At 72.2% G+C, this 24,562-nt stretch carries 25 protein-coding genes; 11 read left to right on the top strand and 14 right to left on the bottom strand.

Annotated elements, in window-relative coordinates:
• Nucleotides 1-14: 14 nt before the first annotated feature.
• Both ACWD5D_RS05265 and ACWD5D_RS05260 read right to left on the bottom strand, forming a co-directional pair.
• On the bottom strand, nucleotides 15-758 hold the full coding sequence (locus ACWD5D_RS05265) for a zinc ribbon domain-containing protein (RefSeq protein WP_451371581.1): 744 nt from the start codon (nucleotides 756-758) through the stop codon (nucleotides 15-17).
• 13 nt (nucleotides 759-771) lie between these two features.
• Nucleotides 772-1,626 (bottom strand): Nif3-like dinuclear metal center hexameric protein, encoded by an 855-nt coding sequence (locus tag ACWD5D_RS05260; RefSeq protein WP_451371427.1) that lies wholly within the window; start codon nucleotides 1,624-1,626, stop codon nucleotides 772-774.
• 187 nt (nucleotides 1,627-1,813) lie between these two features.
• Here ACWD5D_RS05260 and ACWD5D_RS05255 point away from each other — a divergent pair, with 187 nt between their 5' ends.
• Both ACWD5D_RS05255 and ACWD5D_RS05250 read left to right on the top strand, forming a co-directional pair.
• The gene (locus tag ACWD5D_RS05255; RefSeq protein ID WP_451371426.1) at nucleotides 1,814-3,250 is read left to right on the top strand and encodes a hypothetical protein; all 1,437 of its coding nucleotides are present in this window, start codon (nucleotides 1,814-1,816) and stop codon (nucleotides 3,248-3,250) included.
• 95 nt (nucleotides 3,251-3,345) lie between these two features.
• The gene (locus ACWD5D_RS05250) at nucleotides 3,346-3,501 is read left to right on the top strand and encodes a hypothetical protein (RefSeq protein WP_451371425.1); all 156 of its coding nucleotides are present in this window, start codon (nucleotides 3,346-3,348) and stop codon (nucleotides 3,499-3,501) included.
• Nucleotides 3,502-3,583: 82 nt separating this feature from the next.
• On the opposite strand, the gene ACWD5D_RS05245 is transcribed toward ACWD5D_RS05250, so the two are convergent.
• Genes ACWD5D_RS05245 through ACWD5D_RS05235 form a run of 3 tightly spaced genes read right to left on the bottom strand, consistent with a single transcriptional unit; the run spans nucleotide 3,584 to nucleotide 6,515 of the window.
• Complete coding sequence (locus ACWD5D_RS05245) at nucleotides 3,584-4,522, bottom strand: 3-oxoacyl-ACP reductase (RefSeq protein ID WP_451371424.1); 939 nt, start codon at nucleotides 4,520-4,522, stop codon at nucleotides 3,584-3,586.
• Nucleotides 4,523-4,534: 12 nt separating this feature from the next.
• Nucleotides 4,535-5,611: a Zn-dependent alcohol dehydrogenase gene (locus ACWD5D_RS05240; protein WP_451371423.1), complete on the bottom strand. Its 1,077-nt coding sequence runs from the start codon at nucleotides 5,609-5,611 to the stop codon at nucleotides 4,535-4,537.
• 28 nt (nucleotides 5,612-5,639) lie between these two features.
• Complete coding sequence (locus ACWD5D_RS05235; RefSeq protein WP_451371422.1) at nucleotides 5,640-6,515, bottom strand: MaoC/PaaZ C-terminal domain-containing protein; 876 nt, start codon at nucleotides 6,513-6,515, stop codon at nucleotides 5,640-5,642.
• Nucleotides 6,516-6,806: 291 nt separating this feature from the next.
• Here ACWD5D_RS05235 and ACWD5D_RS05230 point away from each other — a divergent pair, with 291 nt between their 5' ends.
• Both ACWD5D_RS05230 and ACWD5D_RS05225 read left to right on the top strand, forming a co-directional pair.
• Nucleotides 6,807-8,090, top strand: coding sequence for a sensor histidine kinase (locus tag ACWD5D_RS05230; protein WP_451371421.1), 1,284 nt, complete (start codon nucleotides 6,807-6,809; stop codon nucleotides 8,088-8,090).
• 93 nt (nucleotides 8,091-8,183) lie between these two features.
• Nucleotides 8,184-8,816: a response regulator gene (locus tag ACWD5D_RS05225; RefSeq protein WP_451371580.1), complete on the top strand. Its 633-nt coding sequence runs from the start codon at nucleotides 8,184-8,186 to the stop codon at nucleotides 8,814-8,816.
• Nucleotides 8,817-8,852: 36 nt separating this feature from the next.
• Here the strand turns inward: ACWD5D_RS05225 and ACWD5D_RS05220 are convergent, their stop codons facing one another.
• The 4 genes from ACWD5D_RS05220 to ACWD5D_RS05205 all read right to left on the bottom strand — a co-directional run bounded on the left by ACWD5D_RS05220 (nucleotide 8,853) and on the right by ACWD5D_RS05205 (nucleotide 13,073).
• On the bottom strand, nucleotides 8,853-9,638 hold the full coding sequence (locus tag ACWD5D_RS05220; RefSeq protein ID WP_451371420.1) for a hypothetical protein: 786 nt from the start codon (nucleotides 9,636-9,638) through the stop codon (nucleotides 8,853-8,855).
• 29 nt (nucleotides 9,639-9,667) lie between these two features.
• A complete protein-coding gene (locus ACWD5D_RS05215) occupies nucleotides 9,668-10,207 on the bottom strand; it encodes a SigE family RNA polymerase sigma factor (protein WP_451371419.1) in 540 nt (179 codons plus the stop codon).
• Nucleotides 10,208-10,258: 51 nt separating this feature from the next.
• Nucleotides 10,259-11,758 (bottom strand): MFS transporter, encoded by a 1,500-nt coding sequence (locus tag ACWD5D_RS05210; RefSeq protein ID WP_451371418.1) that lies wholly within the window; start codon nucleotides 11,756-11,758, stop codon nucleotides 10,259-10,261.
• Nucleotides 11,759-11,885: 127 nt separating this feature from the next.
• On the bottom strand, nucleotides 11,886-13,073 hold the full coding sequence (locus ACWD5D_RS05205; protein WP_451371417.1) for a thiolase C-terminal domain-containing protein: 1,188 nt from the start codon (nucleotides 13,071-13,073) through the stop codon (nucleotides 11,886-11,888).
• A gap of 161 nt (nucleotides 13,074-13,234) precedes the next feature.
• Here ACWD5D_RS05205 and ACWD5D_RS05200 point away from each other — a divergent pair, with 161 nt between their 5' ends.
• From ACWD5D_RS05200 to ACWD5D_RS05180, 5 genes are all read left to right on the top strand, one after another.
• Nucleotides 13,235-14,980: an MFS transporter gene (locus tag ACWD5D_RS05200; RefSeq protein WP_451371416.1), complete on the top strand. Its 1,746-nt coding sequence runs from the start codon at nucleotides 13,235-13,237 to the stop codon at nucleotides 14,978-14,980.
• A gap of 204 nt (nucleotides 14,981-15,184) precedes the next feature.
• The gene (locus tag ACWD5D_RS05195; protein WP_451371415.1) at nucleotides 15,185-15,838 is read left to right on the top strand and encodes a class I SAM-dependent methyltransferase; all 654 of its coding nucleotides are present in this window, start codon (nucleotides 15,185-15,187) and stop codon (nucleotides 15,836-15,838) included.
• 94 nt (nucleotides 15,839-15,932) lie between these two features.
• The gene (locus ACWD5D_RS05190) at nucleotides 15,933-16,883 is read left to right on the top strand and encodes an N-acetylmuramoyl-L-alanine amidase (protein ID WP_451371414.1); all 951 of its coding nucleotides are present in this window, start codon (nucleotides 15,933-15,935) and stop codon (nucleotides 16,881-16,883) included.
• Nucleotides 16,884-16,969: 86 nt separating this feature from the next.
• Nucleotides 16,970-17,806 (top strand): hypothetical protein, encoded by an 837-nt coding sequence (locus ACWD5D_RS05185; protein WP_451371413.1) that lies wholly within the window; start codon nucleotides 16,970-16,972, stop codon nucleotides 17,804-17,806.
• 105 nt (nucleotides 17,807-17,911) lie between these two features.
• The gene (locus tag ACWD5D_RS05180) at nucleotides 17,912-18,922 is read left to right on the top strand and encodes an LLM class F420-dependent oxidoreductase (protein WP_451371412.1); all 1,011 of its coding nucleotides are present in this window, start codon (nucleotides 17,912-17,914) and stop codon (nucleotides 18,920-18,922) included.
• A 25-nt stretch (nucleotides 18,923-18,947) separates the two neighbouring features.
• Here ACWD5D_RS05180 and ACWD5D_RS05175 read toward each other — a convergent pair whose 3' ends face one another.
• Nucleotides 18,948-19,511 carry a hypothetical protein gene (locus ACWD5D_RS05175; protein ID WP_451371411.1) on the bottom strand — a complete coding sequence of 188 codons (564 nt, stop codon included), beginning with the start codon at nucleotides 19,509-19,511 and terminating at the stop codon, nucleotides 18,948-18,950.
• Nucleotides 19,512-19,640: 129 nt separating this feature from the next.
• Here ACWD5D_RS05175 and ACWD5D_RS05170 point away from each other — a divergent pair, with 129 nt between their 5' ends.
• The gene (locus tag ACWD5D_RS05170; RefSeq protein ID WP_451371410.1) at nucleotides 19,641-19,937 is read left to right on the top strand and encodes a hypothetical protein; all 297 of its coding nucleotides are present in this window, start codon (nucleotides 19,641-19,643) and stop codon (nucleotides 19,935-19,937) included.
• A gap of 10 nt (nucleotides 19,938-19,947) precedes the next feature.
• On the opposite strand, the gene ACWD5D_RS05165 is transcribed toward ACWD5D_RS05170, so the two are convergent.
• The 3 genes from ACWD5D_RS05165 to ACWD5D_RS05155 form a co-directional block, all read right to left on the bottom strand.
• Complete coding sequence (locus ACWD5D_RS05165; RefSeq protein ID WP_451371409.1) at nucleotides 19,948-21,018, bottom strand: prenyltransferase/squalene oxidase repeat-containing protein; 1,071 nt, start codon at nucleotides 21,016-21,018, stop codon at nucleotides 19,948-19,950.
• A complete protein-coding gene (locus ACWD5D_RS05160) occupies nucleotides 21,015-21,749 on the bottom strand; it encodes a class I SAM-dependent methyltransferase (protein ID WP_451371408.1) in 735 nt (244 codons plus the stop codon). The genes ACWD5D_RS05165 and ACWD5D_RS05160 overlap by 4 nt, the downstream gene beginning before the upstream one ends.
• A gap of 166 nt (nucleotides 21,750-21,915) precedes the next feature.
• Nucleotides 21,916-23,415, bottom strand: a complete 1,500-nt coding sequence (locus ACWD5D_RS05155; RefSeq protein WP_451371407.1) for a glycosyltransferase family 4 protein — start codon at nucleotides 23,413-23,415, stop codon at nucleotides 21,916-21,918.
• Between the two features lie 220 nt (nucleotides 23,416-23,635).
• Between ACWD5D_RS05155 and ACWD5D_RS05150 the strand changes: the two genes are divergently transcribed.
• Nucleotides 23,636-24,268 (top strand): TetR family transcriptional regulator, encoded by a 633-nt coding sequence (locus tag ACWD5D_RS05150; protein WP_451371406.1) that lies wholly within the window; start codon nucleotides 23,636-23,638, stop codon nucleotides 24,266-24,268.
• Between the two features lie 60 nt (nucleotides 24,269-24,328).
• On the opposite strand, the gene ACWD5D_RS05145 is transcribed toward ACWD5D_RS05150, so the two are convergent.
• On the bottom strand, nucleotides 24,329-24,562 hold the full coding sequence (locus ACWD5D_RS05145) for a ferredoxin (protein ID WP_451371579.1): 234 nt from the start codon (nucleotides 24,560-24,562) through the stop codon (nucleotides 24,329-24,331).

Below are 24,562 nucleotides of genomic sequence, written 5' to 3'. Positions count from 1 at the left end.
CTGCCTACAAGTGTCTACAGACCCGACTCGGCCGTACGCACCAGGATGCGGCGGCAGTTCTCGCAGCGCACCACCGTGTCCGGCGCGGCCGCGCGGATCTCGTTCAGCTCGGTGATCGCCAGCTCCTGGCGGCAGCCCTGGCAGGTGCGGGCGTACAGCTTGGCCGCGCCGATGCCGCCGCCCTGCTCGCGCAGCTTCTCGTAGAGCCCCAGCAGGTCCGCGGGGACCGAGCCGGCGACGACCTGGCGCTCCTTGGTGACGGAGGCGGTCTCGCCGTCGATCTCCTGGAACGCGGCGTCCCGGCGGCCGGACGCGTCGTCGATCTTCGCCTGGACGGAGCCGACCCGCTCGGTCAGCTCGCCGACCCGCGCCTGCGCGGTCTCGCGGCGCTCCATGATCTCCAGGACGATGTCCTCCAGGTCGCCCTGCCGCTTGGCGAGGGAGGCGATCTCGTGCTGGAGGTTGGACAGGTCCTTCGGCGAGGTGACCACACCGGAGTCCAGGCGCTGCTGGTCGCGGACGGCGCGCTGACGCACCTGGTCCACGTCCTGCTCGGCCTTGGTCTGCTCGCGGGCGGTGTCGCTCTCCTCCGTCTGCGCGGCCACCAGCAGGTCGCGCAGCTGCGTGAGGTCCTTGCTCAGCGACTCGATCTCGGCGTGCTCGGGCAGGGACTTCCGCTTGTGCGCGAGCTGCTGCAGGCGGACGTCGAGGGCCTGGACGTCGAGGAGTCGGATCTGGTCGGCGGGCGCGGCGTTCAGTTGGGGGCTCCCATTAGCTAGTGGTGGTGACGGAGGACGCCGCGTGGGCGGTCCAGGGGTCGGTGACCGTCTTGGAGACGTGGACCCTCAGGTCCCATCCGTTGCGGTCGGAGATCTCGTCGAGCTGAGCTGCGGCCAGCTCGCACCAGGGCCACTCGGTGGCCCAGTGCGCCGCGTCGAGCAGCGCGAGGGGACTGTGCGCGACGCTGTGCGCGACGGCCTCGCTGGCCGGGTGGTGGCGCAGGTCGGCCGTGAGGAAGGCGTCGACGCCGGCCGCGCGGACCTGGTCGAAGAGGCTGTCGCCGGAACCGCCGCTGACGGCGACCGTGCGGACCACGGCCTCGGGGTCGCCGGCCACCCGGATGCCCTGCGCGGTGGCGGGCAGCCGCTCGGCGGCGCGCGCGGCCAGCTCGCGGACGGTCAGCGGGTGGTCGAGTTCGCAGACCCGGCCGAGGCCCCGGCGGCCGGACGGGTCGGTGGGGTCCGGTACGAGGGGTCGTACGACGCGGAGATCGAGTGCGCCCGCGAGCGCGTCGGAGACGCCCGGGTCCGCCGTGTCGGCGTTGGTGTGGGCGACGTGCAGGGCGATGTCGTTCTTGATGAGGGTGTGGACGACCCGCCCCTTGAAGTGGGTCGCCGCGACCGTCGTCGTCCCGCGCAGATAGAGCGGGTGGTGGGTGACCAGCAGGTCGGCGCCGAGCTTCACGGCCTCGTCGACGATGTCCTGGACCGGGTCGACGGCGAACAGGACCCGGGTGACCTCCTGGTCGGGGTCGCCCACGACGGTGCCGACCGCGTCCCAGGACTCGGCCCGCTCGGCGGGCCACAGGGTCTCCAGCGCGGCGATGACTTCAGACAGACGGGGCACGGGCCAAGGCTACCTGGCCCTTCTGCCGGGCTGTACCGCATCCGCCTCACCTGGTCCCGCTCAGCACATACGCCCCGTTTTCCTCGGAGGAATCGCTTCTGCGACACCCGTACGTGTGAAGCGGGGGTCGGCCGGTCCCACGGCCGTGCGTACGAAAACTAACTTCGTGGCCGGAGGTGACCGAACCATGACGACCTGTGCGATCGAACCCCCCTCGACCGACGAGTCCGACGAGCTCGCCGTGCCGAGCGAGCCGTCGGGCGAGTCCGATGTATCGCGTGCGTCCGACGTGTGGCGTGCGCCCGACGTGTGGCGTGCGCCCGACGTGTCGCGTGCGTCGGACGCGACGGGCGAGCCGGGTGTGTCCAGTGAGGGTGCGCCGGCCGAGTCCGGCGCGTACGACGGTGTGCCGGGGACGGGGTGCGCCATCACGGCGGACGGCACGTACGCCGCCCGTCTCGCGCGGGCCGGCGCGTCCTGGTTCCCGGAGCGCTGGACGCTGGACGGCCCGGAGCCGTACGCGGTGCCGCTGCCCGGCAACCAGCCGGAGGAGCCCGGCACCCAGGTGCAGCCGATGGGGGACGGACGGGTGCTGATCCACCGGCTGGTGGAACGGCGGCACATCTTCTCCCTGCTGTACCCGACCGGCCCCGGCACCGGCGAGCAGCCGCTGGGCGCGGTGGAGTGCCCGGAGCCCGGCACCCGGCTCGGACTGCTGCCGCCGGCGCCGGGCGGAGGGCGGGCGTACGCCCTCGCGGTCGGCCCGCGCTCCACCGCCGTGTGGCTGGTGGCGGGCGGTGCCTTCGGGCCCGAGCAGCTGGCCGAGGTACCGGGCCGCTGCTCGGGCGGGGTCTGGCTGGACGGCGGCGGCCGGCTGCTGGCGCTGGACCGGGAGCTGGACGGGCGGACGAAGACGGTCGTGGTGGACCTGGAGCGGCGCGGCGAGATCTCGCCGCTGCTGCAGATCACGGCGGACAGCGACGACCGGCTGCTGCTCGCCGACCCGGACAGCGGGCTGCTGCTGATCTCCTCGGACGCGCCCTCCCCCGGGCGGGAACGCCTGGGCTGGGGGGTCATGGGCAGCACGCTGCCGGTGCGTTTCCCGGAGTGTCTGCGGCTGCCGGACTGCGCGGTGACGCCGTTCGCGATCCAGCCGGGACAGGTGCTGATGCCGGAGAGCTGCGGGGTGGCGCTGCGCATCGACGGCCCCTTCGGCAGCTGGGTCGGCATCTGGCGGCCGGCCGAGCGGCAGGTGTGTCATCTTCCGGCGCCCGAGGGCTGGTTGACGGGGTCCGGGCTGTGGACGCGGGACGGGGTGCTGCGGCTGCCGTACGCCACGGCGGACGTCCCGTGCGGTGTGGCGGAGGTGGCGGTGCCCCGGAGGGAGACGCGGGGCACGGGAGCCACGGGCGGGGCGACCGCCGGGGCTCCGGGGGAAAGTGCGGCCGCAGGGCCGGAGGGACCGGGGGACGCAGATCCGGAGGGTCCGGTCTGGGAGGACGGCACGGCTGCCGGGGTGCTCGGGGCGTCCCGGGAGGCGTCCGAACCGGACCCTCCGGGGCTCGCCATGGCCCGTCCGGTGCCGCTGGCGCAGGCACCTCTGGGACGTCTTGTAACGAAGTAGTGCCGGTTGGCGTGTGCGCCTGGATTCGGTGCGTGGTGTGCCGGTTACACTCGCCGGGCTGTAAGAGATCATGTTTGACGGGGTGAATTCTTCCAATGAGCGACACCAGCACGACTCAGCCGCTGTCTGCCGACTCGCAGGACGCCGGGCACGGCCGGCACCGGGGCGCGGGCGCGTCCCAGGACATCGAGACGGCGCCGCACGGGCGTCACCGCAAGCCGGCCGAGGAGACCACCGAGGCGGCTGCCTGACGGCAGGGAAAAAGGAGGGGGTGCCGCCGGCCGGCGGCACCCCCTCTTTCGTCCCCTTTTTCCGTCCCCTTTTCCGTCCGCCTCAGCCGCGTTTGAGGCCCAGCACCTCGGCCGCGGCGAACGTCTCCCCCTGCGGCCGGTCCGCGTAGTGCGGGGTGAGCACCGCGTCGAGCTCGTCGTACGTGAACGTCTCCTGCTTGCTGTCGAACTTCGCCTGCACCCGCGGCCGTTCCACCACCGCGACCATGCCGCCGTGGACGACGAGCAGCTGCCCGTTGACCCGGGCGGCGGCCGGTGAGGCCAGGTAGCCGACGAGCGGGGCGACATGCTCGGGAGCGAGCGGGTCGAGGCCTTCCGCGGGCTCGGCGAAGCCCGCGAAGACGTCCTCGGTCATCCGGGTACGGGCGCGCGGGCAGATCGCGTTGGCCGTGACGCCGTACTTGGCGAGGGCCAGGGCGCTGGAGGTGGTCAGGCCGACGATCCCGCCCTTCGCCGCCGCGTAGTTGGGCTGCCCGGCGGACCCGGCGAGGAACGCCTCCGAGGAGGTGTTCACGATCCGCCCGTACACCGCTCCCCCGGCCGCCTTGGAGCGCTCGCGCCAGTGGGCGGCGGCGAGGTGGGTGGTGTTGAAGTGGCCCTTGAGGTGGACGCGGATCACCGAGTCCCACTCGTCCTCGGTCATGGAGAAGATCATGCGGTCGCGCAGGATGCCCGCGTTGTTGACGAGGACGTCCAGTCTGCCGAACCGGTCGATCGCCAGGCCGACGAGGTCGCGGGCCTGCTGGAGGTCGGCGACGTCCCCGGTGTGCGCGACGGCCCGGCCGCCCTCGGCGCGGATCTCGGCGGCGACCTCCTCGGCGGGCCCGTCCGAAGCCGCGCCCGAGCCGTCGCGTCCGGGCTGTCCGTAGTCGTTGACCACGACGGCCGCGCCGAGCCGCGCGAGTTCCAGCGCCTCGGCCCGGCCGAGTCCGCGCCCGGCGCCGGTGACGACGGCCGACAGTCCTTCGAGTGGCAGTGTCATGCGCGTCCGCCCTCAGATCTCGATGCACGTACGCAGGGCGGTCCCGGTACGCATCTGGTCCAGTGCCTCGTTGATCTCCGCCAGCGGTACCCGGTGGGTGATCAGGCCCTCCAGGTCGACACGGCCCGCGCGCCACAGGGCGATGGTGCGTTCGTAGGAGCGCAGGACGTCCCCGCCGCCGTACATGGACGGCAGGATCCGCTTCTCGTCGAAGAACAGCTCGAACATGTTGAGCTGGAGGAAGTCGTCCATGGCACCCGCGCCGACCACGACGAGGGTGCCGCCGCGACGGGTGTTCTCGTAGGCGGTGCGGGCGGTGGCGGAGCGGCCGACGACCTCGAAGACGTAGTCGAAACCCTCGCCGCCGGTGACCTGCTGCTTGGCGTCGGCCAGTTCCTCCGGCGCGACGGCCTTCGTGGCGCCGAACCTGAGGGCGGACTCGCGCCGGGAGGCGACCGGGTCGACGGCGACGATCTCGGCGGCGCCCTTCAGCCGGGCGCCCTGGACGGCGGAGATGCCGACGCCTCCGCATCCGATGACGGCGACCGACGAACCGGCCTCCACGTCGGCGGTGTTGAGGGCGGCGCCGAGTCCGGTCGTCACCCCGCAGCCGATGAGGGCGGCGACGTCGAAGGGCACGTCGTCCGGGATCGGTACGGCGCAGCCCGCGTCGACGACGACCTCCTCGGCGAAGGTGCCGGTGCCCGCGAAGCCGAAGACGTCCGCGCCGGGGCGCTTGAAGTTGGGGGTGCCCGCGTTCATGAACCCGGCCAGGCACAGCTCGCTCTGGCCGCGTCTGCAGGCGGGGCAGGCGCCGCAGGCGGGCAGCCAGCAGATGAGGACCCGGTCGCCGGGCTTCAGGTTCTTCACGTTCTCGCCGACTTCGAGGATCTCGCCGGCGCCCTCGTGACCGGGCACGAACGGCGCCGGCTGCGGCAGCACCCCGCTCATCGCGGACAGGTCCGAGTGGCACAGCCCGGTGGCCCGCACCCGGACGCGCACCTTGCCGGGGCCGAACCCCACCGCCTCGATGTCGTCGAGGACCTCCAGTTTCTCCTGTCCGATCTCGTGCAGTACGGCTGCGCGCATGGTGCGGCTCCCCTCGGAAGGACGGGTTCTACGAGTGCTGTACGACGGTGTCGGCGAGGACCGGTGCGTCCTCCCGCTCGACTGCGCTCACGGCGACGCGGACGGATCCCTCCTGCCGCCACATCCGGATCCGGAGCGTCTCCCCCGGGAACACGACGCCCGCGAACCGGGTGGTGTACGACCGCACGCGGGTCACATCGCCACCGAGCAGGGTGTCCACGACCGCCTTGAGCGTGATGCCGTAGGTGCACAGGCCGTGCAGGATGGGCTTGTCGAAGCCGGCGAGCTTGGCGAACTCGGGGTCGGCGTGCAGCGGGTTGTAGTCGCCGGAGAGACGGTAGAGCAGGGCCTGGTCGGGGCGGATCGGCCGTTCGACGGTCCGGTCGGGTTCGCGGGTGGGCGGTTCCAGGCGGGTACTCGGCCCGCGGTCGCCGCCCCAGCCGCCCTCGCCGCGTACGAAGATCTGGGCGTCGTTGGTCCACAGCGGGCCCTCGGCGTCGGCGACCTCGGTGCGCATGACGAGGACGGCGGCCTTGCCCTTGTCGTACACGGCGGCGATGCGGCCGGTGGCGGTGGCGGTGCCGTCTGCCGGGATCGGGCGGTGGATCTCGAGGCTCTGGCCGCCGTGCAGGACCTTCGCCAGATCGACGTCGACGCCGGGCATGGACAGGCCGCTGATCACCCCGGGGGATCCGGCGCCCGCGACGGTGGCGAAGCTGGGCAGGACCTGAAGCCGGGATTCCAGGGTGTAGCGCAGCTCGTCGGGGTCGGTGGCGGGGCTGTCCTTGTCCGGATCGGCGCCGGCTCCGATGCCGAGGTGGTAGAGCTGCACGTCCTTGGCGGACCAGCTGATCTCACCGGTCCGGGGTTCGGCGGCGACCGCCTTCGCTGCGTCGATGGGCATGGGGCTCCTGACGGGTCTCAAGACCTCGGTGCGGACGTCCGCACCGTCGGCCGCACCGAGGTCGTCCACGGGCGGATCTAGAACGCGTTCCAGTCCGGCGCCCCCTGTATAGCCCAGCGTCCCGGAGTTGTGAAGACTCCTGACGCCGCGTCAGATTGCGTCGGCAGTGACATTTGTACTGCCCGGGTCCGGACATCCGCCTCTGCCGCGCACCGGGGCCCGGTTCCTACTCTGGCCCCATGACTGTCGTACCGCCGCCGGGCGGGGACCATCTGATCGGGGGACAGAGACATGTCGTGGTGGCGGCGGACGAAATGCCACATCCAGGCTCTGCGGGAGGAACGGGCCCACTGGCGGGCCGAGGTCGAGCGGTTCCGGGCCGCACAGCGGGCCGCCCGCAAGAGCGGTACGGCCCCGGCCGTCGATCACCCCGGCCCGCCGCCCACCGGATTCTCCCTGCTGCCCTGGCTGCTGATGGGCATGGGGGCCTTCTCCAACCTGCTCCAGGGCAAGACCCCCAACCCGTGGATCGGCGGCCTGGGGCTGCTCGCCTTCAACTCCCTGTACCTCTACGTCACCTTCCGCTCCTTCGATCCGGCCAAGCGCCGGGCGCTGTCCACGCGGGTGGCGCTGGGCCTGATGGCCCTGCTGACCACGGGGCTGGGGCTCGGGTACGGCGGCAACTGGCTGATGTTCTTCCCGCTGCTGGGCCTCGCGACCGGCGCCACCCTGCGCGGCCCGTGGCTGGGCCGCACCGGTGTGCTGCTCGCGCTGTACGCGGGCGCCGTCTCCGGTGTCCGCGACGGCTGGGGGGACGCGGTCAACATCGGCTACGCGACGTTCCTGTCCAGCATGGTGACCGCCGCGATCCTGGGCCTGGCCGAGGCGGTGCGGGAGCTGCGCGCCGCCCGGGAGGAACTGGCCCGGCGGGCGGTGGAGAAGGAGCGGCTGCGCTTCTCCCGTGATCTGCACGACCTGCTCGGCCACACCCTGTCGGTGATCGTGGTGAAGTCCGAGGCGGCCCGGCGGCTCGCCCCGCGCGACATGGACGCGGCGCTCGCGCAGATCGGGGACATCGAGTCGGTGGGCCGGCAGGCGCTGACCGAGATCCGCGAGGCGGTGACCGGCTACCGCGAGGGCAGCCTGGCCACCGAGCTGACCCGGGCCCGCTCGGCGCTGTCCGCGGCGAGCGTGGAACCGGTGGTGCGCCAGTCCGGGGCCCCGCTGGACCCGCCGACGGAGGCGCTGCTCGGCTGGGCGGTGCGCGAGGCGGTCACCAACGTCGTCCGGCACAGCGACGCCACCCGCTGCGAGATCACCGTCGACAGCGCCGCCGAACGCGTCCGGCTCACGGTCACCGACAACGGCACCGGCAAGGCCGTCACCCACCCCCGGAAGGGCATCGGCGGCACGGGCCTCACCGGCCTCACCGAACGCCTCGCCGCGGCCGGCGGCTCCCTCACCGCCGGCCGCCCGGCCCGCGGCGGCTTCACCGTCACCGCGGAACTCCCCGTGGAACCGGCCAAGTTGTCACCCGCAGGGATCGCCACGACGCCGACGACGACAACGACGTGACGGAGAATGCGGCCATGTGAGCGAGGACCGGCGCCGGCTGCCGCGCGGGGGCGTGACGAACCCCCGGCTGGCTACGCTTGATCCGTGAACGAGATGCCCCGGGACCACCGGCCCGCCACGTCCATCAGGGTCCTGCTCGCCGAGGACCAGGGCATGATGCGCGGCGCCCTCGCCCTGCTGCTGGGCATGGAGGACGACATGGAGGTCGTCGCGCAGGTCTCGGCCGGGGACGCGATCGTGGACGCCGCGCTGCTGCACCGGCCGGACGTGGCTCTGCTGGACATCGAACTCCCGGGCATCAGCGGCCTGGACGCGGCGGCCCGGTTGAGGGAGCAGGCGCCGGACTGCCGGGTGCTGATCCTGACGACCTTCGGCCGGCCCGGCTATCTGCGCCGGGCCATGGAGGCCGGGGCGGCCGGGTTCCTCGTCAAGGACGGGCCCGTGGAGGAGCTGGCCGGGGCGATCCGACGGGTGCTCACCGGGGAGACGGTGGTGGATCCGGTACTGGCCGCGGCCGCGCTCAGTGCCGGGCCGAGTCCGCTGACGGCTCGGGAGTGCGAGGTGCTGACGGCGTCGGTGGACGGGGCGACCGTCTCCGACATCGCCGCGAAGCTGCACCTGTCCGAGTCCACCGTCCGGAACTACCTGTCCTCCGCCATCGGCAAGACGGGCACGCGGAACCGGGCGGAGGCGGTGCGGGAGGCCCGGCAGCAGGGGTGGCTGTGACCCGGCAGCAGGGGTGGCTGTGACCTCCCGTCGGCCCTACTTCGTCACCTCCGCGGATGCGTACGCCGTCCCTTCCGGGGCCACGCACACGACCCAGTCGGCCCCCGCGAAGCCGGCGGCCGGGCGGATCGCCGCACTGGTGCGGGTCCCGTAGCCCTGGGGAACCCGGCCGGCCACGGTCGTCGTGCCGTCCTTCCAGTGGCAGGTGACCTGCCGGGCGGTCTCGGCGACCATGCCGATCACCAGACGTCCGGAGCTGGCGCCGTCGGACGAGAGGCGAGTGGCGATGGCCTCGATGTCCGTGCCCGAAAGGCGGTCCACCTCCTTGGCCGTGTTGTACATGACCTGCAGCTTGCGCTCGGTGCCATAACTGCGGCTCACGAAGTACGAGGTCTTGCCGATCAGGTCGGCGGACGTGTGGACCGGGGGCTCCACTCCCTGGTGGGACATCGCGCTGAACTGCCTTGCCGCCTCCGGCGCGTTGCGGGGCGCACCCCATACCTCCACGCCCGCACTCCACTCCTTGCCCCGGTAGGTCCCCCGGGCCAGCTCGGTGAACTGCGGTTCGTACACATGCCGTGCCTCCGGTGAGGACGGCGGCTTCGCCACGTCCGCCCCCCGGTCCCCGTGTCCGGGCAGCCCGGCGAAGGCCAGCGTCGCACCCGTCGAACCCGCGAGCACCACCGCCGTCGCCGCGGCCACGGCCCAGCGGCGGGCTCTGCGGCGGCGGCCGGCCCGCATGACGGCCTGGACCGGGGCTATGCCGACCTCGACGTCGTCCGCGGCGTCCGCGAGGAGGAGGGCGATGTCCGTCTGGCTCATGTCGTCGTTCCTGTTCCGGTCCGCGTTCGTCACTTCCGCCCTCCCTGCGTCACCATGTCGGTCAGTCCCGGTATGGCGCGGAGTTTCGCGATCCCCTTGGCCGCGTTGCTCTTGACCGTGCCGACCGAGCAGCCCATCGCCTCCGCCGCCTGGGTCTCCGTCAGGTCCTCCCAGTAGCGCAGCACCACCGCCTCCCGCTGCCGGGCGGGGAGTTGGGCGAGCGCCTTGAGCAGGGCGCTGCGGTCGTCGGCCCGGGCGATCGGGTCGCCCGTGTCGGCCACCTCGTGCACCAGGCCCGAGTCGTCCCTCGGCGCGAGGAACTCCTTGAGCCTTCTTCTGTGTTTGCGCGCGTGCAGGTTGATCATCACGCGCCGTACGTACGCCTCCGGATCGTCGGCCGCGCCGACCCTGCGCCAGGCCACGAAGGCCTGCTCGAGCGTCGACTGGACCAGGTCCTCGGCGGCGTGCTGCTCCCCCGTGAGGAGAAATGCCGTACGCATCAGCCGCGGCCAGCGGCCGATCATGAAGCTCTGGAACTCCTCGTCCCGAGCCTTCTTCCGATCCCCCATGGGCACCTCCTAGATGTCAGAAGGAGTCCATGAGCCCCCCGGATCGTTGCCTCATTCGGTCGAAGAATCCGCCGAAGATCCCGCCGCCGATTCCGCCGAAGATCCCGCTGACGATTCCGCCGCGGCCGGAGAGACGCCGCGCGGCAGCCACACCAGCATCAGCGCCGCACCGCCCACCAGCAGCGCCGCGCTGGTCCGGAAGGCGAGCGCGTAGCCGTCCGTCAGCGCATCGGGCCCGCCGCCGTCGCCCGTCCCGGCCGCCGCGACGGTCGACATGACGGCGAGGCCGAGCGAACCGCCCATCGTGCGCGAGGTGTTGACCAGCCCCGCCACCAGTCCGGCCTCTCCCGGCGCCGCCCCCGACGTGGCCAGCGAGGCCAGCGGGGTCGCGGCCAGGCCCGCGCCGAGCATCATCAGGATGCCCGGGATCATGATTCCGGTGACGTAGGGGCCGTGCGCGCTCATCGTCGACTGCCAGCCGAACCCGGTGGCGGCCACCAGGGTTCCGGCCGTCGCCACGGTCCGCGCCCCCGCCGACCGCATCAGCCGCGGTGCCAGTTTCGAGCCCACCACCACCGACAGCGAGCTGGGCACCAGAGCGACCCCGGCCTCCAGCGGCGAGTAGTGGAGCACGTTCTGGGCGTACAGCGTCATGAAGAACCACATGCTGAACATCGCCGAGCCGGAGACGAACATCGCCGCGTTCGCCGAGGCCACCGAGCGCAGCCGCAGCAGGCCGAGCGGCATCAGCGGGGCCGCCGTACGGGCCTCGGCCAGCAGGAAGAGGGCGATCAGCGCCAGTCCGGCGCACAGCGGCACCAGTGTGGCCGCGGCCGTCCACCCCTCCGCCTCGGTCTGCACGATGCCGTAGGCCAGCGTCGCGAGGCCCGCCGTCACCAGAAGGGCGCCCGGCAGGTCCAGCCGCCGCCCGTCCCCCGCCCGGCTCTCCGCCAGCCAGAACACGGCACCGGCCAGCACCACCGCACCCACCGGCACGTTGATCAGCAGCACCCACCGCCAGGACAGCAGGTCCACCAGCACGCCGCCGACGAAGCCGCCTGCGGCCCCGCCGCCCGCGCCCACGGCGGTCCACGTCGCTATCGCCCGTGCCCGGGCGGCGCCCTCCGGCACCGCGGCCGTCACCAGGGTCAGGGTCGACGGTGCCAGTACGGCGGCGCCGAGCCCCTGCGCGGCCCGCGCCAGCAGCAGCTGCCAGCCCTCCTGGGCCAGCCCGCCGCCCAGCGAGGCCAGCGTGAACATGCCGAGCCCGACGAGGAACATCCGCTTGCGGCCGTAGAGGTCACCGGCGCGCCCGCCGAGCAGCATGAAGCCGGCGAAGGCGATGGCGTAGGCGTTCACCACCCACTGCAGGCCGCTCTCGCTCAGTCCGAGGCCGGTGCGCATCGACGGCAGGGCGACGTTCACCACGGACACGTCGAGCACGACCAGGAACTGGCCGGCGCAGGCCAGCGCGACCACCAACCAGGCGGGGGGCACGGTGCGGCGGGATATGAGGGGCGGGGTACCGGCGGCTTCGAGCATGGGCGTCATGTTCTCAACCCGCTCACGGTCCATGCATCGGCATTTCGGACCACCGGGTCGTGGGCCGCACGACCTACCCCCGGCAACCCCCACCGATCCACCGACACCTGGCCGGCTCACCGCACCGCCCGCCCCCTCACCCCACAACCCTGAGCAGCGTCACCACCGCCGCGCCGCCCAGTCCGATGTTGTGCGCGAGGCCCACGCGCGCCCCGGGAACCTGCCGCTGCCCGGCCTGGCCGCGCAGCTGCCAGACCAGTTCGGCGGCCTGGGCGAGGCCGGTCGCGCCCAGGGGATGCCCCTTGGAGATCAGCCCGCCGGACGGGTTCACCACCCAGCGGCCGCCGTACGTCGTCGCCCCGGACTCCACGAGCGGGCCGGACTCCCCCGGCTCGCACATGCCGAGCGCCTCGTACGTCAGCAGTTCGTTGACGGAGAAGCAGTCGTGCAGTTCGACGACGTCCACGTCCTCGATGCCGAGCCCGGCACGGTCGTACACCTGGCGGGCCGCCGCCCGGGACATGGGCTGTCCGACGACGTCGATGCAGGAGCCGGAGGCGAAGGACTCCTCGGTGTCCGTGGTCATGGCCTGGGCGGCGATCTCGACCAGGCCGGTCAGGGAGCGCTCTTCGGCGAACCGCTCGGAGACCACGACGGCGGCGGCCGCGCCGTCCGAGGTCGGCGAGCACTGGAGTTTGGTCAGCGGCCGGTGGACCGTGCGTGCGGCGAGGATGTCGGAGACCTCGTACACGTCCCGGAACTGGGCGTTGGTGTTGTGTGCCGAGTGGCGGTGGTTCTTGGCGGCGACCGCGGCGAGCTGTGCCTCGGTCGTGCCGTACTTCTCCATGTGCTCGCGGGCCGCGTCGCCGAAGATCTGGGCGGTGGGCGGGCTCATCTCGAAGCCGTGCCGGGCGGCCATGACGCCGTAGTGCCGGGCCACCGGAGACGTGGAGAAGTCTCCGTCGGCTCCTCCGCCGAGCGCGCCCTTCTTCATCTTCTCGAAGCCCAGCGCCAGTACGCAGTCGCAGGCGCCGCCCTCGACGAGCTGGCGGGCCAGCATCAGCGCGGTCGCGCCGGTGGCGCAGTTGTTGTTGACGTTGTAGACGGGGATGCCGGTCAGGCCGAGTTCGTAGGCGGCGCGCTGGCCGGCGGTCGAGGGCTGGAAGCAGTAGCCGATGGGAACCTGTTCCACGTCGTCGTAGGCGATCCCGGCGTCCGCGAGCGCCGCGCCGCCCGCCTCCCGCACCATGTCCCAGTACTGCCATTCACGGGTCTCGGGCTTCTCGAACCGCGTCATCCCGACGCCGGCGACATAGGCCTTCATGGCGCGCAGAGTAGAACGTGTTCCAGTAACAAACCAGACCCTGACGCCAGATCAGAAACCCATGGGCCGGTCAAGGATTCGTTAGACGCCCGAAGCAACGGAATAGATGCTCGCGCATACGAGGTTTACCCGGCACTTATCCATGCGGGAGGCCTCACTCAATGTCCCACTCGACGACCGATCAACCGAGCCGGCAGGCGGGCAGGGCCGTGGTCCCGGTGCTCGCCTTCGCGGGCATCGTGGTCGCGGTGATGCAGACCCTGCTCGTGCCGGTCATCAAGGACCTGCCCCAACTGCTGGGCACCGCGCCCAGCAACGCCACCTGGGTCCTGACCTCGACTCTCCTGTCCGGCGCCGTCGCCACCCCGATCATGGGCCGGCTCGGCGACCTCTACGGCAAGCGGCGCATGCTGATCCTCAGCCTCGCCGTCATGGTGGCCGGCGCTCTGATCAGCGCGTTCACCAGCCAGCTGGTCACGATGATCGTGGGCCGCACCCTGCAGGGCTTCGCCATGGGCGCGATCCCGCTGGGCATCGGTCTGATGCGGGACATGCTGCCGCGCGAACGGCTCGGCTCGGCCATGGCCCTGATGAGCTCCTCCATCGGCGTCGGCGGCGGCCTCGCCCTGCCCAGCGCCGCACTGGTCGCCCAGCACACCGACTGGCACGCCCTGTTCTACGGCGCCGCCGGCCTCGGCGTGTTCGCCATCCTCCTCACCCTCCTCGCCGTACCGGAGTCCCCGATGCGCGCCGAGGGCTCCTTCGACGCGCTCGGCGCGCTCGGCCTGTCCACCGGTCTGGTGCTGCTCCTGCTGCCCATCACCAAGGGCAGCGACTGGGGCTGGTCCTCGGCGACGACGCTCGGCCTGTTCGCCGCGGCCGTCGTCGTACTCCTCCTGTGGGGTCTGTACGAGCTGCGCGTCACGGCACCGCTGGTCGACCTGCGCACCACCGCCCGCCGCGAGGTGCTGCTCACCAACCTCGCCTCGATCATGGTCGGCGTCAGCTTCTACGTCGTCTCGCTCGTCCTGCCCCAGCTGCTCCAGCTGCCGAAGGCGACCGGCTACGGCCTCGGCCAGTCGATGGTCGTCGCGGGCCTGTGCGTGGCCCCGCTGGGCCTGACGATGATGTTCACGGCGCCGGTCTACGCCCGGCTGTCCGCCCGCTACGGCCCCAAGGTCACCCTCATCACCGGCCTGCTGATCATCGCCGTCGGCTACGGCGGCGGCCTCGGCCTGATGGACGCGGCCTGGCAGACGATCGTCACCTCCGTGATCCTCGGTGCGGGTATCGGCCTCGCCTACTCCTCGCTGCCCGCGCTGATCGTCGGCGCGGTCCCGGCGTCGGAGACCGGCGCGGCCAACGGCCTCAACACGCTGATGCGGTCCATCGGCACCTCGGTGTCGAGCGCCGTGATCGGCATGGTGCTCGCCAACACGGCGAACAACGTGGGCGGCGTCGCGGTCCCCACCATGCACGGCTTCCGTGTCTCCTTCCTCATCGCCACGGCCGCCGTCGCGCTCGGCCTGCTGCTCGCGCTGTTCCTGCCGAAGGCCGGGCGCCCGGACCGGCAGCACACGCAGCTACGGGCGAGCAGCGAGGAGGACGCGGTGCTGGAGCGGGCCGAGGAGGCGCTGCGCGGCTTCCGGGGCCGGGTGCTGGACGCCTCCGGCACGCCGGTCGCACGGGCCAAGGTCACGCTGATCGACCGGGCGGGGCGGCAGGCGGGGGCTGCGTTGTCCTCGGCGGACGGCAGCTACGCGCTGACCGTGCCGGCCGGTGGGGCGTACGTGCTGGCCGCACGGGCTTCGGGACATGGGCCACTCGCTTCTTCGGCGACACATCCCGGTGAGGAGAGGGCTGTGGATCTGGATCTTTCGTTGCCGGGGGAGAGTGTGACCGCTTAAGAGCTCGGGGCGTTCTGTCGGTTGGCGGCTGCGGGTCCGTGATGGCTTGTCGCGGCCACGCAGCGGAGCCGCACACCGATACAGCCCCGCGCCCCTTTCGGAGCGCTGCCCCGCAGGATGTCAGCACCGCACCCCCCTGTCGCCCGGTCGCAGGGGGGTGCGGCAGCATTGGCGGGCCACGTGTCGTGCGATCGAGAGGCCCCCATGTCCGCCATCGCTCCCAAGCCCGAGATCCTGGCCGCCTTCGAGGCGGCGAAGGGCTTCATGCCCGTGGACGAGGGGCTCGCGCTGTACGCGGCCGCGGTGGAGGCGGGGCGGGCGGGGTTGCCGTTGCTGGAGGTGGGGACGTACTGCGGGCGCTCGACGATCCTGCTCGCGGACGCGGCCCGGTCGGCCGGGGTCACCGCGCTCACCGTCGACCACCACCGCGGCAGCGAGGAGCAGCAGCCGGGCTGGGACTACCACGACGCGGAGACGGTCGACCCCGAGATCGGTCTGATGGACACGCTTCCCACGTTCCGCAGGACGCTGCACCGGGCGGGCCTGGAGGAACACGTGGTGGCGCTGGTCGGCCGCTCCCCGCAGGTGGCGAAGATCTGGAACTCGCCCCTCGGTCTCGTCTTCATCGACGGCGGCCACACGGACGAGCACGCCACCGCCGACTACGAGGGCTGGGCACCGCATGTCGCCGAGGGCGGGCTGCTCGTCGTCCACGACGTCTTCCCGGATCCCAAGGACGAGTTCACAGGGCAGGCTCCGTACCGCGTGTATCTGCGGGCGCTGGAGTCGGGTGCGTTCACCGAGATCTCCGTCACGGGGTCGATGCGGGTGTTGCGTCGGACCGCAGCGGGGATCTGACCTGAATCACCGGGGTTCCCGCACCTCTGGCCCCGCCACCCGTTGGGACCGCGCCGCCATGTGAAGGATATGTGCGGCCGCTAGGGTGGCAGGCGTGTCGTACGCAGGCCCGGACCTCGAACCCCCGCAGCCCCGCCGACCCCGGCGAGGGCCGCTGACCGTGGCGCTGGCGGCGCTCGTGCCCGGTGCGCTGCTGGGCTGGCTGGCGTACGGGGCGGTGGGCGGACCCGGGGGCTCGGACGCGGCGGGTGCGCACAGTTCCTCGCCGTCCTCCCCGGGAACGGGGAAGCCGGGGTCGGCCGGGGCCACCGACGACGCGAAGCAGACGGACCCGACACCCACCGCGTCCGCCCCCGCCGGTCCGGACGCGCTCAAGGGCAAGGTCGTCGTCATCGACCCGGGCCACAATCCCGGCAACGTCCGGCACACGGCCGAGATCAACCGCAAGGTGGACGTCGGCAACGGAAGCAAGGAATGCGACACGACGGGGACGTCCACCAATGACGGCTACACCGAGGCCGAGTTCACCCTGGACGTCGCCCACCGGTTGCGGACGCTGCTGGAGCGGCAGGGCGCCACGGTGAAGCTGACGCACGACAAGGGCTCGCCGTCCTGGGGCCCGTGCGTCGACGACCGGGCGCGGATCGGCAACACCGCGCGCGCGGACGCCACCATCTCCATCCACGCCGACGGCGCGGCCGAGGGCGACCGCGGCTTCCACGTCATCCTGCCCGGATCCGTGCACGCCGGCGCCGCCGACACCCGCCCGATCCTCGGCACCTCGCGCGACCTGGGTGAGCGCGTGGCCGGTTCCTTCCTGCGCGAGACCGGCGAGCAGCCCTCCAACTACCTCGGTGAAGGTACCGGTCTCGTCACACGTACGGACCTGGGTGGTCTCAATCTGTCAACAGTCCCCAAGGTGTTCATCGAGTGCGGCAACATGCGCGATAGCAAGGACTCGGCGCTGCTGACCACCGGCGCCTGGCGGCAGCGGGCCGCGCAGGGGATCTCTGAGGGAATCGTGAGCTTCCTGCGCGCGTCCTGAACGGCAGGCGGAACCGGGCGGACAGCGGGATCTTGCGGACGATAGTGTCTACCGACGACGAGACGACCTACGAAGGACCTGCTGAAGTGAATATCCGCTCCCTCACTAGAGGCGACGGCGTGGTGATCGGAGCAGCGGTGTTGCTGTTCATCGCGTCGTTCCTCGACAACTACTCGTACGACGACCTCCCGGGCAGCGTCGACCTGCCGAACCTCTGGGAGAGCGGACCGGTCCTGCTCAGCGTCGTCCTGGCGGGCCTGATCGCGGCTGCACTCGTCGTCGTGGCCCGCGGCCTGCCGCAGGCCCCCAAGGTCGCCGGCCTCGAACTCGGCCCGTTCGGCGTCGCGTTCGCGGTCTTCGCCGCCTGGAGCGCGCTGGGCAACGTCATCGACCCGGTCGGCGGTCTCGACAACCTCGGGGGCGGCTCGAGCAATGCGCCGAGCGCCGGCATGGGCCTGATCCTCGCCCTCGTCGCCACCGTGGTCATGGCCGCCGCGGCCATCGCCACCCCGCTGGTCCCGGCCCTGCAGGGCTCCCTGGTCCCGGCCCCGAAGCCGGCCGCCCCGCAGCCCTACGGCGCCCAGCCGCCCGGTGGTTACGGCTACCCGGGCGCCCAGGCCCCGCAGCAGCAGCCGTACGGTGCCCAGCCGCAGCCGGGGCAGCCGTACGGCGCCCAGCCGCAGCCCGCCCCGCAGGCCGCTGCCGCGCCGCAGCCCGCGGCCGCGGACTTCTCGCCGTTCTGGTTCGCCGTGCCGGTGCCCCGTCCGCTGTTCGGGGAGGACGGCTCGCCCAACCCGATCGCCGAACTGGCCCCCGGTACCTGGTACTTGGCGGTCGAGCAGCGCGGTGCCGCGCTGGTGGCCCAGACCCAGGACGGCCGCCGGGGCGTGCTCCAGGACACCTCGGGGATCCAACGCGGCTGAGCCCCCGATCCCTCGCGCACGGCCCCTCGCCCTTCCGGGCGGGGGGCCGTTGTCGTACAGTCGGCCCCCGGCAAGCGAACTGACGAGACGTCAGGAGGAGGGCTCATGCGGCTCGGTCTCTCACTGGGCTATTGGGGACGTGGTCCGGACGCCGGTCATGTACCGCTGGTCCGTGAGGCGGAACGGCTCGGCTACCGCTCGGTGTGGACGGCCGAATCGTGGGGCTCGGACGCCTTCACCCCGCTCACCTGGATCGCCGCGCAGACGTCGACGATCCTGCTGGGTACGGGCGTTGCCCAGATGGCGGCCCGCACCCCGACCGCGACCGCGATGCACGCGCTCACGCTGGACCATCTCTCGGGCGGCCGCATGCTGCTCGGGCTCGGCCTGTCCGGGCCGCAGGTGGTGGAGGGCTGGTACGGCCGCCCGTTCCCGAAGTCGCCGCTGACCGCGACCCGGGAGTACGTGGACGTCGTACGGCAGGTGCTGCGGCGGGAGGGGCCGGTGGAGTCGGCGGGGCGTTTCCATCCGCTGCCGTACCGGGGGCCGGACGGCACCGGGCTGGGCAAGCCGCTGAAGCCGATCACTCATCCCCTGCGCCGTGATCTGCCCGTTCTGCTGGGCGCGGAGGGGCCGAAGAACGTGGCGCAGACGATCCGGATCGCCGACGGCTGGCTGCCGCTGTACTGGTCGCCGAGCCGGCCCGAGGTGTACGGGGACGCGGTACGGGAGCTGCCCGAAGGGTTCCTGGTGGCGCCGATGGTCCAGGTGCAGGTGTGCGACGACGTCGCCGAGGGGCTGCTGCCGGTGAAGGCCATGCTCGGCTTCTACATCGGCGGCATGGGGCACGCGGCCCGCAACTTCCACGCCGACCTCATGGCCCGCATGGGCTACGAGGAGAAGGCGCGGCGCATCCAGGAGCTGTTCCTCGCCGGGCGGCGCGAGGAGGCCGTGCTGGCGGTGCCGGACGCCTTCGCCGACGAGATCTCGTTGGTGGGCCCGCGTGAACGCATCGCCGAGCGGCTGGAGTTGTGGCGCAAGGGCCCGGTGACGGACCTGCTGGCCCTGTCACCGGACCCGCACACCCTCAGGGTGCTGGCGGAACTGAACTCCTAGCCCCGACGAGCGGGGAGCGGGCGGCTCAGCCCTTGGCGAGCTGGGAGGCCGAGGGCACCTGGTTCTTGACCGGGGCGCCGGCGCTCTGGCCCGCGTCCTTCACCTTGTTGATCAGGTCGCCGTAGGTACCTGCCGCGTTCGCGTCGCCCTTGCGGAGCTTGGCCGGCAGGTCCTTGAGGGAGTTGATCCCGGCGGTGAGCGGTTCGAGGGCCTTGGCGAGCGCAGGGTCGCCCTGGGCGTTGCGCTGGGCGGCCTTGAGCCGGTTGTAGGTGAAGACGCCGGCCAGACCGGCCTTGACCAGGGCCGTCTTGCGGCCCTTGGCGCCCTTCTTGAACTTGCCGGCCTTCCAGGGCTTCACGATCCACTGGTAGGTCGCGCCGGCCGCGAGGCCCGCGTTCGCCACGAACCGGGTCTTCGCGAACTTCTGGCGTTCCGCGGACGTGCTCGGGCTGGGCGTCGCCGCTTCGGCGGCCGCTGCCGAGACGTCGCTCGCCGTGGTCTTCTCACTGCTGCCGCAGGCGGTGGAACCGGCCATGAGGGCGCAGCACAGGGTCAGCGCGACGAAGAGGCGCCGTATCGGAACAGGCACGGGGTCCTCCGGACGTGTCTCCCCGAGCGGGTACTTCCTCCGGCAGCGTCACCCGAGGCGGCCGTGTGCGCCACTCGGGGGACACACTTGTCCGGGTTTCATCTTCCGTTTCACGGCAACCCGGTGGACATGACCCCTCGATATCGCCACTACGGCGCGAATCCGGCCGGGAGGGTCATCGCGGCCGTCGCCGACCTCATGGCGTCGGTCATCGCCCTGTGGATCCTGCTGTTCCTGCTGGACGCGAACCGGTCCAACCGCGTGGTCCGGTTCGTCCACGACGCGGCGACGTGGCTGGCGGGCTGGGCCCAGGGCATCTTCACCTTCGACCAGGAGTGGGCACGGGTGGTCGCGGACTACGGTCTGGCGGCGGTCGTGTACCTGCTCGTGGGCCACGCCGTCGCCAACCGCATGCACCGGCTCTGAACGCCGTGCGCTAGCCGCAGCAGTCCGGGTCCAGCCCCGTCGGCAGGAGGTCGCCGCCGAAGACCGCGCAGGTGGCGTCGTGGCCGCCCAGCGCCGCGACGGCCAGCAGCAGGGAACCGGCCGTCCAGGTGGTCAGCTCACGCGGCCAGACGACCTGGTCGTCGAAGACGTAGCCCGTCCAGTACAGGCCGGTCTCCGGGTCGCGCAGGTGCTGGATGGACTGGAGAATCTCCAGAGAACGGTCGGACTCGCCGACCGCCCACAGCGCGAGGGCGAGCTCGCTGGACTCGCCGCCGGTCACCCACGGGTTGGGGACGACGCAGCGCACGCCGAGGCCGGGGACGACGAAGCGGTCCCAGTCCTTCTCGATGCGTGCCTTGGCCTCCGCCCCGGTCAGGGCGCCGCCGAGGACCGGGTAGTACCAGTCCATCGAGTAGCGGTCCTTGTCCAGGAAGCGCTCGGGGTGCCGGCGGATCGCGTGGCGCAGTGCGCCCACCGCCAACTCCCAGTCCGGCTGCGCCTCTTCGCGCTGCTCGGCGATGGCGAGTGCGCAGCGCAGGGCGTGGTGGATCGAGGAGCTGCCGGTGAGCAGGGCGTCCGCGGTGGGCGTCCCGTCGTCCTCGCGCCGCCAGCCGATCTGCCCGCCGGGCCGCTGGAGCCGCAGCACCCACTCGACGGCCGCGTAGACGGTCGGCCACATGCGGTCCAGGAACGTGTCGTCCCCGGTCGACAGGTAGTGGTGCCAGACGCCGACGGCTATGTAGGCGACGAAGTTCGACTCGCGGGCGCGGTCGGTGACGTCGTCGTGGGCGCCGTCGGCGTAGGCGGCGTACCAGGAGCCGTCCTCGTTCTGGTGGGCGGCGAGCCAGTCGTAGGCCCGCTCGGCGGCCTCGTGCTCGCCGGCCGCGTCCAGGGCCATCGCGGCCTCGGTGTGGTCCCACGGGTCCAGGTGGTGCCCGCGGAACCATGGGATCGCGCCGTCCTCCCGCTGCACGGCCAGGATGCCGCGGACGGTCGCGGCGGCCTGCTCGGCGGTGAGGACCCCGGGCAGGACGAGGTGTTCTGTCCGGGGAGTCGTCACTTGGCGTCCACCCGGGGGAGGTGGGGCTTGGTCGCGTAGGCCACGAAGCTCTTGCCGATCAGCGGGTTCAGCGCCTGCTCGGCGACCCGGGTGGCCAGCGGCTTCTTCATGATGTCCCAGACCAGCAGCTTGTGGTACGCCCGCACCGGCAGCGCCTTCTCGTTGTCGACGCCGAAGGCGCACTTCAGCCACCAGTAGGGCGAGTGCAGGGCGTGCGCGTGGTGGCTGCCGTACGGCTTCAGGCCGGCCTCGCGGATCTTGCCGATCAGCTCGTCCGCCTTGTAGATGCGGATGTGGCCGCCCTCGACCTCGTGGTAGGCGTCGGACAGCGCCCAGCAGACCTTCTCGGGGCCGTAGCGGGGCACGGTGACGGCGATCCGGCCGCCCGGCTTGAGCACGCGCACCATCTCGGCGAGCACGCCCTTGTCGTCGGGGATGTGCTCCATCACCTCGGAGATGATGACGACGTCGAAGGACTCGTCCGGGAAGGGCAGCGCGAGGGCGTCGCCCTCCATGGCGGTGGCCGTGGCGCCCGCGGGGGCCTCGCCGGCCTCCTTCATCGCCGCGAACCACTTGGCGACCTCGCGGATCTCCTCGCCGTTCTGGTCGAGGGCCACGACGTGCGCGCCGCGCCGGTAGCACTCGAAGGCGTGCCGGCCGGCCCCGCAGCCGAGATCCAGGACACGGTCGCCGGGGGCGAGCGGGAACCGGGAGAAGTCGACGGTCAGCACGTGGCCCTGCTTTCGGGGTTGGAATCGACGGTCACGGGTTCGGCGGCGACCGGTCCGGTGGTCACGGGTGGGGCGGTGACCGGTCCGGCGGTCACGGGTCCGGCGGTTGCGGGTGGGGCGGTCACGGGTGAGGCGGCGGCAGGTGGGGTGGCGGCGGGGCCGGCGGTCACTTGACGGCCTCGGTCAGCCGCGCGTCCCGGGCCGCCTCGTCCAAGTGAGTCGTATCGGCATCGGCCTGGACCGCCTTGTCGGCCGCGCCCTTCGCGGTCTTCGCGGTCTTCGCGCCCTTCGCGGCCGCACCGAGGCGGCCGGGTACCGGGGTCGCGGGGCGCGGGGCGGCCTGGCCCGCGGCGGCGGAGACGGCCTCGCGGTACCGGGCCACCGTGCCCTCGGCGGCCCGTGCCCAGGTGAAGTGCCGCAGCACCCGCTCGCGTCCCGCGGCGCCCAGCCGGGCCCGCAGCTCGGGGTCGCCCAGCAGCCTGGTGAGCCCTGCCGCCAGCGCGCCGGAGTCGCCCGGCGGCACCGCGAGGCAGGTCTCGCCGTCGCGGCCGGCGACCTCGGGGATCGCGCCGCCGGTGGTGGCGACCAGCGGGGTGGCGGTGGCCATGGCCTCGGCGGCGGGCAGCGAGAAGCCCTCGTACAGCGAAGGCACGCAGGCGACCTGGGCCGAGCGGATCAGGTCGACCAGTTCGGCGTCGGAGATGCCCTTGACGAAGTCGACGGCGCCTTCGAGGCCGTACCGCTCGACCGCCTGGGCGACCGGGCCCTCCGTGGGGCGCTTGCCGACGACGACGAGGTGGGCGGCCGGCTGCTCGGTGCGGACCTTGGCGAGCGCCTCCACGAGGAAGACGAGGCCCTTGAGCGGCACGTCGGCGCTGGAGGTGGTGACGATCCGGCCGGGCACCTCGGCGACGGCGGGATCCGGCGAGAACAGGTCGGTGTCGGCGCCGATGTGGACCACGTGGACGCGGTCGTCGCGGACGCCGAGATGGTCCACGATCTCCTGGCGGGAGCTGCCGGAGACGGTGAGAACGGAGGGCAGCCGGCGGGCGACGCGCTTCTGCATGCGGGTGAAGGCGTACCAGCGGCGCACCGAGTAGCGGCGCTGCCAGCCCTCGGCCGCGTCCAGCTCGAGCTGCCGGTCGACGGTGATGGGGTGGTGGATCGTGGTGACCAGGGGGGCGCCGATGTCGCCCAGCAGGCCGTAGCCGAGGGTCTGGTTGTCGTGCACGACGTCGAACTCGCCCTGCCGGGCGCGCAGATGGCGGCGGGCGCGCAGGGAGAACGTCAGCGGCTCGGGGAATCCGCCGGTCCACATGGTGCCGACCTCGAGGGCGTCGATCCAGTCCCGGTACTCGTCCCGGTGCGGGGTGCGGAAGGGGTCGGGCTGGCGGTAGAGGTCGAGGCTGGGCAGCTCGGTCAGGGTCAGCCGTCCGGCGTGGGCGTCGTTGCCGTCGGTCCAGTCCAGGACGGGATACGGCTGCGAGCCGATGACCTCCACGCGGTGGCCGAGGCGGGCCAGTTCGCGGGACAGATGGCGTACGTAGACGCCCTGGCCGCCGCAGAACGGGTTCCCTTTATAGGTGAGGAGTGCGATGTCCAGCGGTCGCTGGCCGTCGGCAGCGAGATCCTGCCGAGGACCCGCCTGACTGGCCTCAGCGGTCACTCTGGGCCCCTCTCTGCCTGCGCTGTCCCGCGAGACTACGACGGGACGCTAATCTAGAACAAGTTTCAGACTTGATCGTTCAAGAGGCTCTGAATCTACCGGCAGGTAGGGGTGCTGGGAGCAGTGGATCAGGTGATTCACGCCACGGCGCGGGCCCCTGTCATGCTGTTTGATCACGTGCCCTACGGACGCCCTCACCGACTGTCACGGAACGGGACCCATGCCTGCGCAATCCAAGGCGGAATCCAGTAGCGTCCGGCCCCTGTCGGCACCGCTCACCGAGCGGCAGGAGGCCCGGCGGCGGCGGATCCTGCACGCGAGCGCGCAACTGGCCAGCCGGGGCGGTTTCGACGCGGTGCAGATGCGCGAGGTCGCCGAGTCCTCGCAGGTGGCCCTCGGCACGCTGTACCGCTACTTCCCGTCCAAGGTGCATCTGCTGGTCGCCACCATGCAGGACCAGTTGGAGCACATGCACGGCACGCTGCGCAAGAAGCCCCCGGCGGGCGAGCGGCCGGCCGAGCGGGTCGCCGAGACCCTGATGCGGGCCTTCCGCGCCCTGCAGCGCGAACCGCACCTGGCCGACGCCATGGTCCGCGCCCTGACCTTCGCGGACCGCAGCGTCTCCCCCGAGGTCGACCAGGTCTCCCGGCAGACCACGGCGATCATCCTGGACGCGATGGGCCTGCAGAACCCGACCCCGGAACAGCTCTCCGCCGTCCGCGTCATCGAACACACCTGGCACTCGGCCCTCATCACCTGGCTCTCGGGCCGCGCCTCCATCGCCCAGGTCAAGATCGACATCGAAACGGTGTGCCGCCTGATCGACCTGACGGACCCGGAGGCGTCCCGCTGACCCACGCACCGCCGGACACGCCTCCGGCGGCTCGGGCGGCTCGGGCGGCTCCGGGTGTCGCTAGTCCTCCGGTGGAAACACCGGCTCGCCGCTGTCCGCCAGGGTGATCGTGATCGCCTCGACCGGGCAGCTCTCGGCTGCCGTGAGGACCTGTTCGAGGGCGTCGGTGTCCGGTTCGACGGTGTGGGACTGGCGGGCCGGGTCGAGGCGGAAGCCGTGGGGGGCGTGGTGGAGGCACTGGGCGGAGCCGATGCAGATGGAGCGGTCGACCTCGATGTGCCAGCGGTCGCCCAT

The sequence above is a fragment of the Streptomyces sp. NPDC002520 genome, assembly GCF_053595235.1.
The sequence above is the reverse complement of the archived record's forward strand: the minus strand, read 5'-3'. Positions and strand labels throughout refer to the sequence as shown.